Raw genomic sequence first — 17,890 nt, 5'->3', positions numbered from 1 at the left:
CGCCTTTAAGGCGGTGGCTTAGAGTAACGGACTGTAAGTCCTGTTCCGGCTAAAGCCGGTTGAAATTAACCGCATTCAGCGGATTTGAGTAGAGGGACTTAACCCTCTACTCGAAAATCTTGATCCGTCTCATGATTCTGGTGCGAGATATACTCCGCTATCATCTCGTCCGTTATATTGCCGGTACTGCAACAAAAATAGCCTCGCGCCCACAGATGGCGTCCCCAAAAGGCTTTCTTCAGGTGGGGAAACTCATGCATCAACTTATACGACGTCTTCCCTTTCAGCCATTGTACCAGCCGACTGATGGTGACTTGCGGCGGTATCGACACCAGAAGGTGGATATGATCCTTCGATACATGGCCTTTCATTATACTTACCTCATGGGCTCCACATATCTCTCGGATCAATTCTCTCACTCGATTCCCTACTTCCCCGGTCAATACCGCTCGGCGATATTTCGTGATCCACACCAAATGCAGATGAATTTCGTATACTGTATGTGTTCCGTGTCGATATTCTTTCATTATCGCTTTAGCATAACGGATCGTTTCTCTATGCTAAAGCCTTCACCTAAAGGTGAGGGTTTTAACCCTCCCCGTCGGAGACAATAAAATAGTAGACGATATTTCAGCAGAGATACAAGCGATTTATTATACTTCAGGAATATTATCAAATATTTATCATATTACGAAGAATAAAAATGAAAATGCTCAATTAAATATGATCGTTACAAGTTTTGTTCCTGAATCAAGTCCTTATTGGTTCTTCTACTATCTATGGCCGCCCTATATTATTACTTTCGATTTTAACGAAGGGGTGATAATTTTTTCAGTAAAAACTGAAAGTTCGTTATATACAAGTTGTATGGAATTTATATATGCTATTAATATTTGGGATGACAGAATTCTTCTGGAAGATAGAGATGGAGAAATTATTTATGCTTCTTGTAATCGTAAGGAATATCATTCACAGTTGTTATTTTTATCTCCAAATGACTCGATGATCGGTGGAGTTGTTTCTTATGAATATTATCATGGAGATCCCGCCGAATGCCGTAATACTCGCAGTGATCGTTATAATTTTCCTCGGATTTAAAACACAGTAGATGGAAAGATTTTATATGGAAAAGAAGTGAGAATGGATATATTGACTCAGCCAGATATCGACGCGAAATTTTCTCCCGACAGCCGCTTCTTTTCCGTTCGTTATCTATACCATACTCCAGACCATACTCCAGATTTAATCGACACAAGCAACTTCACCACAATCCCAGCCCAGGGCGATATCGCTTACAACTCCGACGTTCGCTATATGGTCACGGGGCGCAACGGACTGCCGACGCTGGTGGATTTGACGACGATGGAGGAAATCCAGAAGTACGAAATCCAAGGCGCCATGACCGCCTGCGCCTTTTCACCTGACGATAAGGAATTGTATATCGTCGATTCCGCAAGAACGCTTTATATTTTCGATGCGCGTCTGCCGACGCGGATCGTTGGTTGGGAGTTGTACGAATAAGGTTTATGGCGTTTCCAGACGGCAAAGGTCAATCAACAGGCGTTCCATAATTTGTGGCCGCTCCGCCGCTCCGCCTTTGCCGCCTTTGAAGTCTTCGTCCGCTTGGCGGAGCAGGGCGATTCCCCGTTTCATGGCGGAAAAGGAAAATTTACGGCTGAATTGGATGGTTTTTTCCAAGGGGTATCCTTTCAGTCCTAATTTGGATGGCCATTCCTTGGCGGGAATCTTATCTTCCGCCAAGGTTATGCACGATAACAGCTGGCGGAACGTCCTGGTCAGGGAGCCGATGATGGCGATCGGTTCCGAGCCTTGGGAAAGCAGGCGATCGAACGCTTGCAAAGCCTTGGCGGCGTTTTTGTCCGCGACGGCGTCGGTCAATGTCCAAATAATCTCTTCGCTCTCGCTCAATAACAGCTGTTGGCAATCTTGCAGGGTAATCGTTCCGCCGTCTCCCGCCCAGAGGAGCAGTTTATCCATTTCGCCTTTTGCCGAGACGGCGTCCTGGCCGCAGGATTGGAGAAAAAAATCCAGCGCTTTCTTATCGATTTTAATTTTATGTTCGGCGCAATGGTGTTCCACGGATTTTCGGATTTTATCGATCGGCGTTTTTTTTAGATGAGCCGCTTTATCCAATTTCAACGCTTTGGCCAGTTTTTTAACGGCGGCATTATCTTCTGACGCCGTCAAGATCGCAATCGCGTCGCCTAATGGCCGGGAGATATAATTGAGCAAAAACTCGACTCCGTCCGTCCTGGCCTCGTCCACATTGGCCAGGATGACGATTTTATGGGGCGTAAAAAGAGAGTCGGATTGGGCTTCTTCGACGGCTTTGTAAATTTCTTCTTCTCTTACATCGAATCGGTGCGTCTCCGTCTCTTCTCCGCCGAAGCGCGTTTTAATCAAGGAAGCGATTTCGTTGTCTAAACTCAAAGCATCCTCGACGATGAATAACATTATTTTTGGGGATGATTTCGCAGCGGAGCGCACAGACTGGCTTACCATCCTTCGATCAGATAACTCAGCGCCTGCGCCGCGAGAATATCGGAAATATCCTGCGTCTGGGCAGCGCCGGGCGCGTTGCTCAAGAGGAAGGAGCCGGAAGCTTGGAAGGGTCTTTCCGGCATAACGATTTCGCCAGATCCTGCGTCAACGACGCTGACGTAGAGGGTGATGCTCATGGAGTAGCCTACCGCCCGGTCGAGGTCGGAAAAAGCCACGGGAGACAATGCGACAGCGGCGATTCTCGTTTTCATCTCCAAATCCGCCGCCGAATGGGGAACGACTTTCAAGCGTCCATCCCGCTGAAAAGCGGCGATCATGGCGCGGGTTAAATTTTCTTCAATGGCGTATTGCAGCGTCTCGTTTTTGAAAACGGGGATATGGATGGATCGATGGCGTTCCGCCAGGGTTCGCGGAGAATGGGCGCCGCAGGAATTCATGACGATTCCCGCCGCTAGGAGGAAGAACGGAAAAAAGGTGAGAGAGCGAATGTTTTTCATTTTGATTCGATCGAATGAACGGGATTCTGTTTGCGTATAGATTATAAGTGGAATTAGAACAGGAAAAAGCGGTTATGGAAAGAGGCGAGCCTCAATGGCGGTAAAATATTTGCTTGAGAAATGTATAAAGAATGGGAATCATTCTCCTCGCAGTTGCTTCAAGTAGGCGTCCTTGGTGATTTTTCTGGCTTTCGCCAGTTTTTGGCTTCGCTTCCGTTCGTATTTCCTTAAATTTTCGGATTGTTTGAATTTCGTTACGACGGAACCGATGACCGAATCGTTCACGGCGGATAGCAATTCCTCTTCCGATTCGCAATGGAGGCGATTGAACTGGATTTCTTCCTGGAGTTGCAGAAATTCGCGTTCCAGGGCTTCGATTTCGCTATCCTTCATTTTTCCGTTCTTGTGTTTGAACAGAGTAATGACCGTCAAATCAGCCGGGAATACGTCATTTTTTATTTCTTCCGCATTCGCTTCCAGATAGATTTGCCGATAGCCGAGAATGGTTTCTTTCCAGAGAGGAATCTTGTTTTCGGAGAGAGATTGATGGTCTTCCGGCCTGTCGGTGATGATGAGAGCGACGACGCGCCGGGATGGTTCGAAACTTAAATATCTCAACGCCTTACGGTATAAATCCACGCCGTCGCAGCGCAGAAATTTTCGCGCTTTGAGAAAGAGATCGCGAAGGAACAAGCCGATTCTTTTGTTGATTGGACTCACAATGAGAACGACATATGGCTCAATTCGCTGGCTTTTATCGGGACTGTGAAACGAGTCGCCCGCTTCCAATTGGTAATTTGCTTTGACGCCCACTACTCTTTTCATGTCGCTCTATACAGCGTTTTGCGCTGGGATAACGAATCGAATCGTATTCGTCTATATCCATAATCAAAAATCTTTAATTTATTATATCACAACTTGAATATAATTCGCGAGAAAAGCTTGATAGGCGGGGTGGCAAGGAGAAAACGTTAGCTTGTTTTTGAGGGATTAATCAAAGGCAGACTTTGTCTTTCTTTTTACCACTTCGTCCCCAATCGCTCAAGGGCGGAAAAAACCTTGCCCTTGCCACCCGCCCACCCGCCGTGGATTCAGACGGCGCTGCTTCGCTCGACGGTCTTTTCCAATCTTTTCACGCAATAGAACCATAATAGCGCCGAGGCCAGCGCCGTAAGGCCGACATATCTCGCCACTGCGAACGATCCTGCATCCGGAAGACTGAAATATCCGCCGCCGAGCAGATGAACCGCACCGATGAGGGCGCAGAGACCGTAGGCTGCCGCCGTATTGCGCAGCGTCGCCGACGCCGCGAGTCCCGCGCTGAGCAGAAACAATCCGCTGGCATAAGCGAAGATCAATGAGTTCCAGATCATTTGGCGATTGATAGCCGCTTCTGGGGACAGTGCCTGCCTAGAAGAAAAGCCCACGAGGATAAAGATGGCGAAGAAAGCCCAGAATTGCAGGCTGAACCATTGCATCCCCGCGCCGATCTTGCCCAACACGATGCGCCAGGGGCCGAGCGCCGTCGACAAGAGTTGCTCCCATGTCCCATGATTCACCTCGCGGCGGACGGCGTTGGCGGCGTAGGGCAAAACCAGAAAGGGAATCAGCGCCGCCGTCCATCCCTCTAGCAGCGGCCGCCATAGGATGAGGCGCTTTACTCCTAGAATGGATACGTCGAAGCTGCTGTAACGAACCAGCAGTATTGGGCTCAAAATTGCCAAGAATCCCATCCAGGTTAATAGTAGCAGACTCTTGCGCCCGAAAAATTCCCGCACTTCTTTCAGCCGCACCGGATTGCGTCCGTCGGGCAGCCACGCTTCTCGCCGCAGGCGCAGACGGTAGATGGGCTTGATGCGCAACGCTTCTTCGTGGATGACCTGGCCGATGGCTTCGAAAAAGTCGTAATTCAACTTGCGCGCCATTGTCCATAAACAAAGACTTAAGAGAATTGCAAAGAAAAAAAACCTTGAAATGAAATAGCCGAATAGAGCCGCATAGAATGAAATGATCTGTACATATACCGCATTCGAAGCGGCGGTATACGGCCCGAAGCCGATAAGCGCCACGATAAGCGCCGCGAAGATTGAATTGGTCTGCACGGCGGAGATGGAGACCACCGCCGGATTGATTTGGGGATTGATGGTCAAAAATCCAAGTCCAGCCGCTACGGGCGCAGCGACGGCAGGGGCGGAGGGCGCCGCTGCTATGGGGGCGAAGGATTGAACGATTTGTAGGGGAGCAGCAAAACCGCCTCCGGAAGTTCCAAGCGGCAATATGAAAAATTGGAAATAGGCCAGGGCGAAAAGATAGGCGGCGATAATCGCCAACCAACTCTTCTTGAATTCGATGGAGCAATACAAACCAATCAATCCCATAACTCCGATCGCTTCGAAGAGAAACAATACGGAAAAAATTAATTCGGCGTAGGATGTTTTGGCGACGGTGGCGAACATTCCGTATAAGGGAATAATCGAAGTCAACGCCAAAACGGCGAAGGCGATGGAAGAGATCAATTTACCTAAAAGGATCGCTGAGAGATTGAGCGGCGCCGCTAGCAGCATTTCCCACGTCCGCCGCTCGTGTTCGATGTTGAAGCAGGTAGCGCCCAATAGGGGAACCGTCAAGCAAATCGCTCCGCCGATGCAGACGTTGAATAGGAGGAAATAACGGCGCGACTCCAGCAGCCAACCGTCGGGGGTGTTTTGCAACTCTTGCCAGATGGCGCAGAAGGCGAAGGAACATGTTGCAATAAAAACGCCCAGAAAAACGAACGATCCCACGCCGCGCAGCCGCGACAGCAACTCCCGCATGATGATGGGATTGTTGACGACGCGCGGCCCGGAAAAAAGAATGGAGAGCCAATACCTCCGCTGTTGCGCCGCTTCGTCCATAACGTAATCTTGCGCAAACATCAACTCTTCATCCAGATTTTGCGAATTCACATCCATTTCCCCCTTATAATCCATCCGCTTTCGCCCCCAATACGCGCCGTATTTCTTGCTTAATCTCTTCCGGCAGCGGCTTTCCCCACTCGGCGCAATCTTCTGCGATCTGCCAGGCTTCTTCGTATTTGTCCATTTGCAAGAGAAGAACCGCTAGATTGTTGTACGCTTCTCTGTGTCTTGTATTAAGATCGATGGCTTTATGGAGATGGCTCAACGCTTTTTCATACTCGGATTTTTTTATATAAACGCCGCCCAGGCTGTTATAGGCATTTGCATTATAGGAATCGATTTCGATAACCTTCAAAAACTTTTCCTCCGCCTCGTCCCATTTTTCCTCTTTACAAAATTCGAGACCCCAATTCAAATAAAAAATAGCCAAGTTGCGCGATAAATCCGGCATTTTCGGATCGAGTTCCAATGCTTTTTGAAAATACCATAACGCTTTATCCCTATCCTTCTTTTTATCGTAGATCATGCCCAGATGGCAATAAGCTAGGGCGAGATTGGGATTTTTTTCGATCGCCTTCAAATAAGCCTCTTGAGCGTCATCCCACTTTTCGAGACGCAGGTAGATATCGCCTAACGATTGATAAGTAATGGCTTGATGAAAAGGCGGTCCCGCTGTTTTGGGATCGGATTCAAGAGCTTGCCGGAAATGAAAAATTGCATTTTCCGTTTCGTTCAACGCGATATAGGCGTGACCGATAAAACTATGAATCCACGATAGATTAGGACTCAAGCCCAACGCCTTTTGAAAGTCCGCGAGGGCGTCTTGACCATTTTTCTTTTGCAGATTGTCAACGCCGAATTTTATATATATCTTGATCAGATTGCTTGAAGCCTCCAATAGTTGAGGATCGAGTTCATACGCTTTTTGGAAATAATAAAAGGCTTTTTCGAAGTCGTTCTTTTTTTCGTATACGATTCCGAGGTTGTTCAAGACCATTGCGTAATTCGGAGTGGTGGGAAATATTTTCAATACCGCCTTAAAGTCGGGTTTTTCATTTAACGCCGTTAGAAAAGCCTCTAAGGCGTCATCCCATTTTTCACATGCTATATAAATACAACCAAGATTATAATAAGCTATGGCGTAATGAGGGCATAATTTGATGGCTTTGCGTATAGACGCGATCCCTTCCTCGCTTTTTCCCATTTTGTCAAGAACTATACCCATATATATCAACGTTGGAGGGAAATCGGGGAAAAACTTAAGCGTCTTACTGAAGGCTTCAAGGGCTTTTTCTTTATCGTTGCGCTGCACATAGGCGGAAGTTCCTTCTTGCATCCAGAGGGTGCTCGTCGTCTGGCGAGGTTTCAGCGCTATATATGGACTGCCGCCTAGATGATTAAGATCGGTTAAAACAACGCCGTTTGACGTCGTTTCGATATAACGGACTTCTTTTCCATCATCATAACGGATCAAGGCGTGATCGGGATAATAGACGAAAATCTTCTGAAAAGGAATTTTTAACCGCCAGCCCAGCGCCAGGTAGAGAAACGAAAACCGATAACAATTGCCTTCTTTTTTATCCAACATACTTTCGAAATGGATGTTTCCTTCGTTTCCCCCGCCAATATGAAAGCCTTTTTCTTTAAAAATATACCGTCCGATCGCTTCCAGTTTGGCGGTGAGGGACAGGTCTCCCTCTAGTCGCGGGCGCAGTTCCTCAGCCATGGCGTCGACGCGCTGGAGGTAGGATTCGATGTCGATTTCGGGACTGGCCTCTTTTACGAGGAGAAGAGCGGCGCGGGCGGGATCGATTTGCTCTTCCGGCAGGGCGATGTATTCTTCCAAAGTTTGGGGAGAGTCGGCGGATATATCTTTACCCCAGCCCGCCGATGGGATGAGAAACAGAGTCAAAAGGAAGAAATATCGGTTTATGGAAGCCACTAGCGCTTCGATCCTTCGATTACTAACTGCGCTTCGTTTGATCTAACCCTGCGGTTTTTGTCAGAATCAAGATGGCTAGGATTTTCAGGATTCTCAGGATAAAAGCATCCTGGACATCCTTTTATCCTGGAAATCCAGATTCAGACAACTTTATGATGCTAGTTTCCCCATTATTGCAAAATAAAAAGTCTCCCGTAACGGTATTGCATGATTAACGATACGCGTTGAAAAAAATAACGGCGGCTATCCCTCTTGACGAACGAAAGCCGCTAATACCATAGGTTTTGAATGATGAATGACTTTAGATACTCTGGTTGGTTGCCTGAATCAAGATTACCAGGAGAAAAAGATGACCTGGATGGCGCAAGGGCGCCAAGGGGATTCAATTGCAAAAACGGGAAAGAAAAAAACGAAAAATAGCCCCCTCACTCTAACCTTTTCCCAAAGAGAGAGGGAATAGCAATGCGTTATTTCCATTACTTTATCACGTATTCACTTTCCGGAGGAACCTTTAATTTTTCCGGCTTATTTTACATCCTTCCTTACCCTTTGCGTCTTCGCGATTCAATCCTAAACATCTATCGCGAAATCCTTGTCATCCCAATTTAGACAATTATCCGCCTCTCTGAAATGACCCGTTCAGAAGGAGAGGAAATAAGCTTGCGCAACAGAAAATTACTTCATCCCGATGGATTTCGCCGTAGGCGGAGCCGCGCCTTCTTCGCTTTGTTCTTGTCCTTCTTCGACGCGGCGCAGAAAATGGCTTTCCACGTCGATCACGGCGTTGATGGTTTCGTTTTCCTTGGTTTTCATCGTGATGTTGTTAATCGTATTGATGCGCGGACCGAACTCCAGGTTGTAGAAATAGTTCATCGCCGCCTTATAATCGCCGTCCAGATCGAGCGTCAGCGAACGCTTGATGTAATAATCCTTTTTGTTGGTTTCCATTGAACTATTGAAATTTTCGATGACTTCGGGCGGAATCAAATCGTCCTTTTGATATTTCATATATAGTTTATAGGTTTCTTTTTTGTTATCGTAGTCGGCGAAAAAGGCTTTCTTTTCCTCAAGCGTCAATTCGTGATCGTCCTTAGGATCGTAGAGCTGCATCATATTCAGCATTTGAACGCTATAGCCGCCGGCCGCGCCCCCCGCGCCCATGCCGCCCATGCCGCCCATCATCATGCCGCCCATGCCGCCCATCATGCCCATAGGACCGCCCATCATGCCCATGGGTCCGCCCATGCCCATCATCCCCATGCCGTAGCCGCCGCCCATCATGCCCATGCCGCCGCCCATCAAGCCGTATTGAACGTAAAGGTTGTTTTCCCCGAAGAGCTCGCCGTAGAGAGTATCGCGTTCGCCGCGAAAGTACGTGCGAAGCTCGTCGTCGTCGACGTTGTAGCCCTGACCCTTGTAAATGACGTTGTTGATGGCGATCAGGCGATCTTCCTTAGCCTGGTTGGCTAGGTCGTAACAGAGTTTCTGAAATTCCACGATGCGGTGGAGCTGCTCCGGCACATGCATTTTGGGATCGATTTCCAACAGCCCTTGAAGAGTGGGCAAGCTGTAGCCTGTCGTGTTTTTGCGGATATATTCCAGCACGTTGAGCTCGCGAATCGTCTTCATCGTCGTGTCGCTTTGTTTGAGGTAGGATTCGTCGAGTCCAATGGCGTGCTTCAGGAGGTCGTACGTTTGCTCGTAGCGTTCCTGAATGAAATCCTTGAGGCCGGGAAGGTGTTTGGCTTTTTGCATTTCGTCCAACTTGACCAGCAAGGCGGGAAGATCTCCCGGCGAAGGCAGATCGTCGTTGAAATGATCGAGGTATAGAGTGGCGTTGGACTCTTTCAGTTCATCGTTCTGGGAAGAACTGGGGATGAATACGCCGTCCTGAATATGGAGATCGTCGAAATAGCAATCCGCCGCAAAGGAGCCTTCCTCGTCCGCGCCGAGATAGCACCCGGTGACGATGGAAGGAAGAGAGATATTGGTGGTCAGCGTCTGGCCGGTCGATGAGCCGAAGCGGCCTCCGCCCCCCATCATGCCGCCCATCATGCCTCCCATCCCGTAACCGCCCATCATGCCGCCCATGCCCATCATCCCCATGCCTCCCATTCCCATCATGCCGCCCATGCCCATCATTCCCATCGGCCCGCCCATGCCCATCATGCCGCCCATGCCCATAGGGCCGCCGAAGAATAGGCCTTCCTCTTCCACGTCGCGGGCGTCGCGCAATGAAACGCCGCCGCCGAAGGGAATGCCCTTGTTTTGGCCGTTAATATATAGAGCCTGGCGCTTGGCTTCCCAAACGGCGCTTACATGATACCACTGGCCTTTCTTCCAATCGGAAATATAAGCCGTTACGCTGCTGGGAGGTTGAATGAAATTGCGCAATTCGAAAGTAAGCGTACCGCCTTCACCCTTGTATATGGCGATGACGCATTCGACCGGAAACGGACCGGGACCCATAGGAATAATGTTACTCAGATTCTGTTGGGATAGACTGTCCTCTTGATCGGCGGCCAGTTCCTTGGCCATTTCGGTCAAGCGGTCGCGGCTTAGTTTTTGAACGGTAAGTCCGAGGAACAAGCACTTATGGTGCACTTCCGTATCATCCGGCTCCCAGTCGGGCTTCACGAAAAACTCGATGGTTCCTTGGCGAGGGTTAAGAACCTTGCGGGTGTCCAATTCGTTGTATAAGGCGATCGAGCGTCCGCGCGCGGCATAGAAACCCGTTCCAAAACGGCCGTCCAAAATGCCATGATTGACGCCCCAAGAGCTGCTAACGTTCAACTTGGTAACTTTGCTGCCGGATTCGAGTTTTTGGATTTTGTCGATTTCGTTGAGAACGATGTCGCGGTAGTTGAGGGAAGGATCGTAATGCTCGATCAATTTCAATTGGTTGTTGAGAATATCGAAACTTTTTTTGTCTTCCTGAATCTGCCCCTCGATATTCACGATGACATCGTCGATCGGCTTGGCCAGAGATTCGTTTTGCCCTCCCGTATTGCCGCCTTTTTCTTTGGATACCTGTTGCACGATGCTGAGGTATTTGCTGCGCAATTGGTTTAAATCGTTATCGCACTGTTGCCAATCGGTTTTTATTTTGGCGAAGACGAATTGATGCAAAACGCCAACGATAACGACGGCTATCACGATAAGAATGATGCCATTGACTTTTTTACTCATGATCGCTCCCCTTTTTTTATCCTCGAAAAAATTTTTTTTGATGAATCGTCAAGTTTCCATCTCCTCTCCAGCGTTTTCCCGGCTTCTGGAACCGGCGCGCCGAAAAGAATAATGGCCGCATTCATGGCATCCGGCTTTCTTTAAGTCTTGTATTGTCAAGAACTCGCAGCCTGGACCCACGGATTGTACGGCAGAGCAGAGCGCGCATTCGTACACGCCCCCAGGAAGACCATCGTCTCCCGTATAAAAAGGAGTATAACGCAAAGTAAAAATTTTTTCAGGTGATGAAGCGCCAACTCGCTCGCAACAAAATAAACTGGAGACGTGGGCATGGATCGATGCGCCGATATACTCGTTGAAACGCGGTAGAATCTCCCGAATCGCGAAGCCCATTTGCAGAAGTTGGAGTTGGATGGATTGCAGGTTTGACGAGTCGGGCAGGGGTAAGGAAAGCAATAAAGTTCCCCCTGCTTGCAAAGCGCATAAGCAGCGGTAGGAAAAAACCGTCAGGGCGTTTTCCGTATAGGCCGGATCCGTCAAAGCCACGGCGAAAGATTGCCCGTATTGCGCGGGAAGCTCCTCCCGCGCGTCGTATTCGCAAGTTTCGACATCCCCGTGGCTGATTTCCTTGATAGCGTCCAAGTAGCGCCGATCCAGTTCCAAAACCGCGATTTTTCCCGCTTCGGCGGCGCGGGGCAGGAAATGCTTGCGCATGAGCCAGCAGGCGATGGAGATCATATCGTCGTCGCCGAGAAAGAAGATGGAGGAAGCCAGCACCCCTTTTTCCAAAAGCAAAAAAGCCTTGCGCACGCAGGTTTCCGGCGTGGCGTGGCTTTGATCGAGGGAGACGTCCGCTTCGGGGCGCTTTTCGCATAGAACGCGAAATTCCTCCAACACCGGCGTCAATTCGGGCGGAAAAATAGCCCCCCGGCCCTGGCAGACGGAACAGAGCGAATCGGGACAAGTTTGGCCGCTGAACATTCCCTCCAGACGCTGGCGGCCGTTCGCCGTAAAAACGAATCCCTTTCCGATCTGAAGAATATCTCTTTTCTCCAATTCCCGGCGCAACGCCGCCAGGACGGGAATGGGGATATGCAGCTCCCGCGACCAGGCGCGTGTGGAATCGACGCGTCCGCGAAAAAGACTCCACAGGGCTTTAGAAACGCCTTCCGCCCCCTCGCGCAACTGCACGGATTGCGCCAATTCCGCCAGAAATTCCATGGAAGACAGAGATGAGGATGGATGGCTGTTGTTCATATTACCCTCTCTCCTCCATATTTTTTTTATTGACTTTCGCCGCCGCTTCGGGTATATTTATATCATAGGGCGATTGGCTATGGAGCGTTTCGGACGTTTGAGTAGGGGGTTCCTTAGGGACATCCTTCACTATAGCGTTCGCCCTTTTTTTATAAAATGTAGCCATCGCCAACTGTTTCTTTCCCGTTCTTACCTCTTCCAAATAATAAACGTTCCATTCACTTTTTTTTCGTATTTAATAACTCATGAGCCTCTTGCAAAACTCCATAATTCCTCCCCCATGCTTGGGGGAGGTTAGGAGGGGGTTGCTTTAAGTCTAACATAATCAACCCCCCTCTAACTCCCCCCAAGCTTGGGGGGAGAATTTAAAAGCGGATTTTATTAATTTTGCAAGAGCCTCTCATGTTACGCAGCCAATGGTCTTTATCTTGCAACGTTGGTATTTCTACACCAAGTAGAAGAACCGTTTAAAAGAACAGGAAGGGCGTCTTTTGTTTGCGTTATTGAATCACGAAACCGCGAAAAGGCTCGAATTCCACGAAATTTTTGAATCGCGGATATCGCGGATTTTTTAGGATTTCACGGAAAAAAGCAATTCACGACGTGATCCCATGCGCCAATTATTTTTTTTCGTGTTTTTCTTTTTCGTTTCGTGTTTTCGTGATTCGAAACGGCGATTCTATTCGACTTCATAAACTTTTTAATCCCGCATAACATGAGTTATTAGGATATTTTTCCTTCGAAATTTTATCGGCGTTTTGAATGACTTCCGGCATCAAATTAAAAATCCTCTATTTTAATAGGAATGTTGTCTTTCCATTTTTTGTTTCCTTCACCATGCCTTTTGATAACATGATTGATCCCATCCTTATCGAGTATATGCTCATAGCTCGAAACGTCGATTCCTACGGCTTCCAACAACCACGCTGCCTCTTATCGCTTCCCGCCTAGTTTTTCCCGGAAGCGCAAAAGTCCCGCAATGGCGTCGTTGACGGGAGTAGGGATTCCTTTTTCTGCGCCCAGCGCGCAGATGGCGCCGTTGAGGGCGTCGATTTCGGTGCGGCGGCCTTTTTCCAAATCCCGCAGCATGGAGGGGAAATGGGCGGCGGTGGGCGGCAGCATTTTTTCGTAGAAAACCTGCTGGTACTCTTCGGGCGTTGGCCAGAATTGCCGGATGCCGTGGGCGGTAGTCGCGGCGAAGGCTTCTTCGATGATTCGGTTCATGATGGCGCGGGTCTCTTCGCTTTCTCCCAACGCGCCATAAGCAACGCCTAATAGAGCGCCCATTGGATTGAGCGCGGCGTTATAGAGAATTTTCGCCCAAATATATTGCTCCAATTGATCCGTGGCTTCGATGGGAATTCCCGCCTCGCGCATACGGCTGGCGATGGTTTGCAGGCGGTCGAAGGGGAATTCGCGGCGGTAATGGCCCAGACGCACGGCGTCGGCATGGACGGTAACGCGCACGGCGCCGGGTTCGTAGAGTTCGACGCCGGTAATTACCCGGGCGCCGAGCGTGCGGTCCCAGCCGATCTTTTGCGCGATGGTCTGGCAGTTGCCGTAGCCGTTTTGGCAAGAGACGGCTAACGTCGAATCATGAAATATGGGAGCGCAGGCGTCGATCGCTTCTTCCGTTGAAAAAGCTTTGACGCAGAGGAAAACCAAATCGAATTGGCGGTCTTTCGGCGGGATTTCGCCGATGGTTTCATAGGCGGGTTGCGGAGAAATAACATGCTCGCCCCAAAGTCCGGAAATGCGGATCCCTTTGGATCGAATCCCCTCCACGTTCCATTTCCGGCCAATGAAGACTGTTTCATTGCCCGCGCCCGCCAAAAGGCCGCCGAGCAACGTCCCGATCGCTCCTGCGCCGAAAATGAGATGCCGCGACATGGATCAATCCTAGTAATAGCGATATGTGACGAGTGACGAGTGGTCCTACCTAGGAAAGGCTCTCGGATATTGCAGGAAGAATAATCCTGCCGCCCCGCCGTTGAAACGGCGGGCTATTAACGTTTGCCCCTTTAAAGGGGCATTTGGCAATAGCCCAGCCTTTCAAGGCTGGGATGAGAAATTTCGCGAATTCGAGTTTTTTTCGTTTTCATGATTCGAAAGAGACATAATCATAGAAACATCAACGCCTTTCTTGAACGATTTTTTCGATGGCGAGACAGTATTGGCTATGAAAATGAATTAAAAACAACATTCCACTCGTCTACTTGAGATAAATCAAGGGCGAATAAAATTTTCCCTCGCCGCCCATTCGCTCTCGAACTCGTATACATAAAAGAAGCCCCAAGAGGGGCTTCCAACGGCTTCTTATGCAATAAGTACGAATATCAAGCGGCTGGAACTACGGATACGTACTTCCGGTTCTTCTTGTCTTCGAACTTGACCTGTCCCGTAACCAGGGCGAAAAGGGTGTAGTCGCTGCCGAGGCCGACATTGTCGCCCGGATGAAATTTCGTGCCCCGCTGGCGGACGATGATCGTCCCCGCATTCACTTGTTGACCGCCGTACCGTTTGACGCCGAGACGTTTGGAATTGCTGTCGCGTCCGTTTTTCTGCTTGCCGCCGCCGCTTTTAACGTGAGCCATGATCGAATACTCCATCTTGATTATTTAAGAATAAAAATTTTAGACTCGGCGGGATGAAATTCAAGGGCGTCAATAGGATGGATTCGCTTTTTCCCTCTCGAAAGCATCGACGCCCTTGATTCTATATCCTGTTTTTATTTCATTTATTATAGGAGAAGCTTATAATATTAAAAGAGGCTAACAAAATCCTAATAAAAGTAAGGGATTATAAAGGAGTAGGCATTGGCAAGGTTTATCTGCCCTTGAAATCGTCTAACTCCTGTCCTCATTTCGTTGGCGTTGGATGGAAATTGTGAAAAGAAAACAAAAAATGCCCCAAAAGAAAAAAACGGAGACGTCGAAGCAATTGGCCGCTCGTCTGCGTTCGCATTTGGCCATGTTGGAAGCAGTGGAATTTGAACGCCTGCGCGCCGCTGTCAATTTGAGTTTGCAAACCACGATATGGAAAGAACAGGCGGAAAAAGCGATCGATCAAGTGGCGAAAGGCGTTTCCGCCGGGAATGCGAAATGGCAAAAGAATCTCGCTTCTTTGTTGGACAAACTCGCCCGGCAGCAAAAAAAACTCACCGAAACGACTCTCGACGATCCCCTTATTTACCTGCGGACCTATCGGCGTTATCTCATGTTACTGATGAAGTTGCAATTGTTCGCCGCCTGGTTGGAGAAATCCAAGAGGAAGCAGCGTTCTCATGAGCGATAAAACCTTCGATTTTTTGCTTGCGCCTATCCGGCCCGGCGATCCTATCGAATTGGCGGGGAGAAAAGTCGTCGCCGGTCTGTTTAAGGGCATGGAGGAACGCGAGGAAGGAACGAAAAAGGGAGAAAATATCGAAGATCTTCACCGGATGCGGGTTTTTATACGCCGGATGCGCGTCTGCCTGCGCACTTTCAAGCCGGTTTACGGTAACGAGTACGTCCAATCGATGACCAGCGGTTTGAAACAAATCGCCGATCTTCTAGGCGAAGTGCGGGATATCGACGTATTCGTAGACTTTTTGCGGAATTGCGAATCCGCCATGCCCAAAGACATTGTTCCCGCCGCCGAGATTCTGATCGAAACCCGCCTGGCTATGCGGGAAAAAGGTTTAAAGAAAATCCAAACCGAGTTGGACGGTTCCGCTTTTCAACAATGGAAAGATCGTTTCCGCGAACAATTGGCGAAGGGATCGCCTACGGTTTCCGATCGCCGGAACGTGCATTCGTCTCTTCCTGAAATGATATTGTCCGCCTATGGCGTCGTTTTATCCTATCGGAATCGCGTGGATGGCGCTCCCTCCTCCACGTTGCACGAGTTGCGCATCTGCAATAAGCGTTTCCGCTACCTCTGCGAATCGTTCCAAGATTGCTTCGACGAACGCATGGCGGCCATCGTAAAAGATTTGAAACAGTTGCAGGATTTATTAGGCGATATTCAAGATAAAAACAGGGACATCCAATCGATCGAAAATAATATTTCCGAACTGACGGCCGGCGCGAAGAACCGAAAAAAGGAAGATTCGTTGAAATCGCTCTTGCAACTCGTCAAAAAGAAAGAAACCAAAGCGCGCCGCGCTTTTTTCGCATTTTGGAAAAAATTCGCTTTGGAGGAGAACGAAGACCGCCTTCGATACATCATCCGCCATGCGATGAAATCCGAAAAATTATCCCCAAAACAACCGTAGGTTATTGAATCGATAAACCTTGTTTTTATTTGAGCCTCTTGCAAAACTCCATAATTCCTCCCCCAAGCTTGGGGGAGGTTAGGAGGCAATGTCGTTAAGTTAAGGATAGACTAATTCCTTAATCGAAAATATCAACAAATCTAATAGCATGAATTTGTTGAATTTAAAATCCCTCACCCTAACCCTCTCCCAGAGGGCGAGGGAATGGAATTTCGTCACGTTATGTCTTAACTTAATGACATTGGGTTAGGAGGGGGTTGCTTTAAGTCTAACATAATCAACCCCTCTCTAACTCCCCCCAAGCTTGGGGGGAGAATTTAAAAGCGGATTTTATTAATTTTGCAAGAGCCTCATTTGTATTCCATTTATCTATTCACCTGAAAGGCGCATGGAGGTTATTTCGTAAGTCGTTGAATTACTTTCACTAACCGCTGGTCGCTCTTTTCTGGTTGACATAGCGAATGGATTCGGATTATTGACAAAACCGGAATCCGCAAGTATAAACCGCCTTCAATACGGTTCGTTTCGGCGCTGGCGCCGTCCATCCCGCAATTCAGTTTGTATCTATGACGAAAAAACGCCCCATAATCCTGGTAACCAACGACGACGGAATCCATTCCCCCGGCCTTTCCGCCTTGGCTGAATCCCTCAAAACGGTAGGGGAAGTATGGGTGATCGCTCCCGACCGCGAGCGCAGCGCCGTATCCCATTCCTTCACCATGAACCATCCCATCCGCGCGCATCGTCTCGAGGAGCGCGTTTACGTGCTGGATGGAACTCCGGCGGATTGCGTGATGTTCGGGCTGCGCGGATTTTTGGAAAAACCGCCGCAGTTGGTGGCGTCCGGCATCAACCGAGGCCCCAATCTGGGCATCGATACGGTTTATTCCGGAACCGTCGCCGCCGCCCATGAAGGGCATCTTTGCGGCGCGCCTTCCTTCGCCATTTCCATGAACATTCCCGCGCAGCCGGGCGAGTATCGTTACGAGACGGGGGCGCGCTTCGCCGCCATTCTCGCCAACGCCATCCTCGCCCGCCACATGCCCGACGGCTCTTTCTTCAACGTCAATGTTCCAGCGCTTCCGTGGCAGGAATTGAAGGGCGTTTCCATCACCCGGCTGGGCCAGCGGATTTACCGCGACCGCATCATCAAGCGGCTCGATCCCCAAGGACGGGATTACTATTGGATCGGCGGTGAAGAACCTACCTGGGTGCAGGCGGAAGGAACCGACTTTCACGCTTTGGAGACGAACAAGATTTCCGTAACTCCGCTGGGGCACGATTTCACCCAATTCCACGCCATCCCGGAATTGGACCTATGGAATCTCTC

Annotated in this window: 15 protein-coding genes; 5 read left to right on the top strand and 10 right to left on the bottom strand. The window is 49.1% G+C overall.

Going from position 1 to position 17,890, the window contains the following annotated elements; translation table 11 throughout:
• Positions 1–98: 98 nt before the first annotated feature.
• Positions 99–527, bottom strand: coding sequence for an IS200/IS605 family transposase (tnpA, locus tag AB1656_25410; protein MEW6238738.1), 429 nt, complete (start codon positions 525–527; stop codon positions 99–101).
• 52 nt (positions 528–579) lie between these two features.
• Here tnpA and AB1656_25405 point away from each other — a divergent pair, with 52 nt between their 5' ends.
• Positions 580–1,098: a hypothetical protein gene (locus tag AB1656_25405; GenBank protein MEW6238737.1), complete on the top strand. Its 519-nt coding sequence runs from the start codon at positions 580–582 to the stop codon at positions 1,096–1,098.
• 42 nt (positions 1,099–1,140) lie between these two features.
• On the top strand, positions 1,141–1,521 hold the full coding sequence (locus AB1656_25400) for a hypothetical protein (protein MEW6238736.1): 381 nt from the start codon (positions 1,141–1,143) through the stop codon (positions 1,519–1,521).
• Positions 1,522–1,524: 3 nt separating this feature from the next.
• Here the strand turns inward: AB1656_25400 and holA are convergent, their stop codons facing one another.
• From holA to rpmA, 9 genes are all read right to left on the bottom strand, one after another.
• A complete protein-coding gene (gene holA, locus AB1656_25395; protein MEW6238735.1) occupies positions 1,525–2,475 on the bottom strand; it encodes a DNA polymerase III subunit delta in 951 nt (316 codons plus the stop codon).
• Positions 2,476–2,516: 41 nt separating this feature from the next.
• A complete protein-coding gene (locus tag AB1656_25390; protein MEW6238734.1) occupies positions 2,517–3,020 on the bottom strand; it encodes an LptE family protein in 504 nt (167 codons plus the stop codon).
• A 138-nt stretch (positions 3,021–3,158) separates the two neighbouring features.
• Entirely contained in the window at positions 3,159–3,845 is a 687-nt protein-coding gene (locus tag AB1656_25385) for a hypothetical protein (protein ID MEW6238733.1), read from the bottom strand.
• A 266-nt stretch (positions 3,846–4,111) separates the two neighbouring features.
• Entirely contained in the window at positions 4,112–5,965 is a 1,854-nt protein-coding gene (locus AB1656_25380; protein ID MEW6238732.1) for an ABC transporter permease subunit, read from the bottom strand.
• 13 nt (positions 5,966–5,978) lie between these two features.
• Positions 5,979–7,859: a tetratricopeptide repeat protein gene (locus AB1656_25375; GenBank protein ID MEW6238731.1), complete on the bottom strand. Its 1,881-nt coding sequence runs from the start codon at positions 7,857–7,859 to the stop codon at positions 5,979–5,981.
• A gap of 675 nt (positions 7,860–8,534) precedes the next feature.
• On the bottom strand, positions 8,535–11,048 hold the full coding sequence (locus AB1656_25370; GenBank protein MEW6238730.1) for a hypothetical protein: 2,514 nt from the start codon (positions 11,046–11,048) through the stop codon (positions 8,535–8,537).
• A 48-nt stretch (positions 11,049–11,096) separates the two neighbouring features.
• On the bottom strand, positions 11,097–12,305 hold the full coding sequence (locus tag AB1656_25365) for a bis-aminopropyl spermidine synthase family protein (protein ID MEW6238729.1): 1,209 nt from the start codon (positions 12,303–12,305) through the stop codon (positions 11,097–11,099).
• A 933-nt stretch (positions 12,306–13,238) separates the two neighbouring features.
• Positions 13,239–14,195, bottom strand: a complete 957-nt coding sequence (locus AB1656_25360) for a 2-dehydropantoate 2-reductase (GenBank protein MEW6238728.1) — start codon at positions 14,193–14,195, stop codon at positions 13,239–13,241.
• 446 nt (positions 14,196–14,641) lie between these two features.
• Positions 14,642–14,899 carry a 50S ribosomal protein L27 gene (rpmA, locus tag AB1656_25355; GenBank protein MEW6238727.1) on the bottom strand — a complete coding sequence of 86 codons (258 nt, stop codon included), beginning with the start codon at positions 14,897–14,899 and terminating at the stop codon, positions 14,642–14,644.
• A 292-nt stretch (positions 14,900–15,191) separates the two neighbouring features.
• Here rpmA and AB1656_25350 point away from each other — a divergent pair, with 292 nt between their 5' ends.
• The 3 genes from AB1656_25350 to surE form a co-directional block, all read left to right on the top strand.
• Entirely contained in the window at positions 15,192–15,599 is a 408-nt protein-coding gene (locus AB1656_25350) for a hypothetical protein (protein ID MEW6238726.1), read from the top strand.
• Positions 15,589–16,560 (top strand): CHAD domain-containing protein, encoded by a 972-nt coding sequence (locus AB1656_25345; protein MEW6238725.1) that lies wholly within the window; start codon positions 15,589–15,591, stop codon positions 16,558–16,560. The genes AB1656_25350 and AB1656_25345 overlap by 11 nt, the downstream gene beginning before the upstream one ends.
• Before the next feature lie 566 nt (positions 16,561–17,126).
• The coding region (surE, locus tag AB1656_25340) for a 5'/3'-nucleotidase SurE (GenBank protein ID MEW6238724.1) at positions 17,127–17,890 on the top strand (764 nt) is incomplete at its 3' end.

This window comes from Candidatus Omnitrophota bacterium (genome assembly GCA_040755155.1).
Taxonomy (GTDB): Bacteria; Hinthialibacterota; Hinthialibacteria; order Hinthialibacterales; family Hinthialibacteraceae; genus JBFMBP01.
The sequence above is the reverse complement of the archived record's forward strand: the minus strand, read 5'-3'. Positions and strand labels throughout refer to the sequence as shown.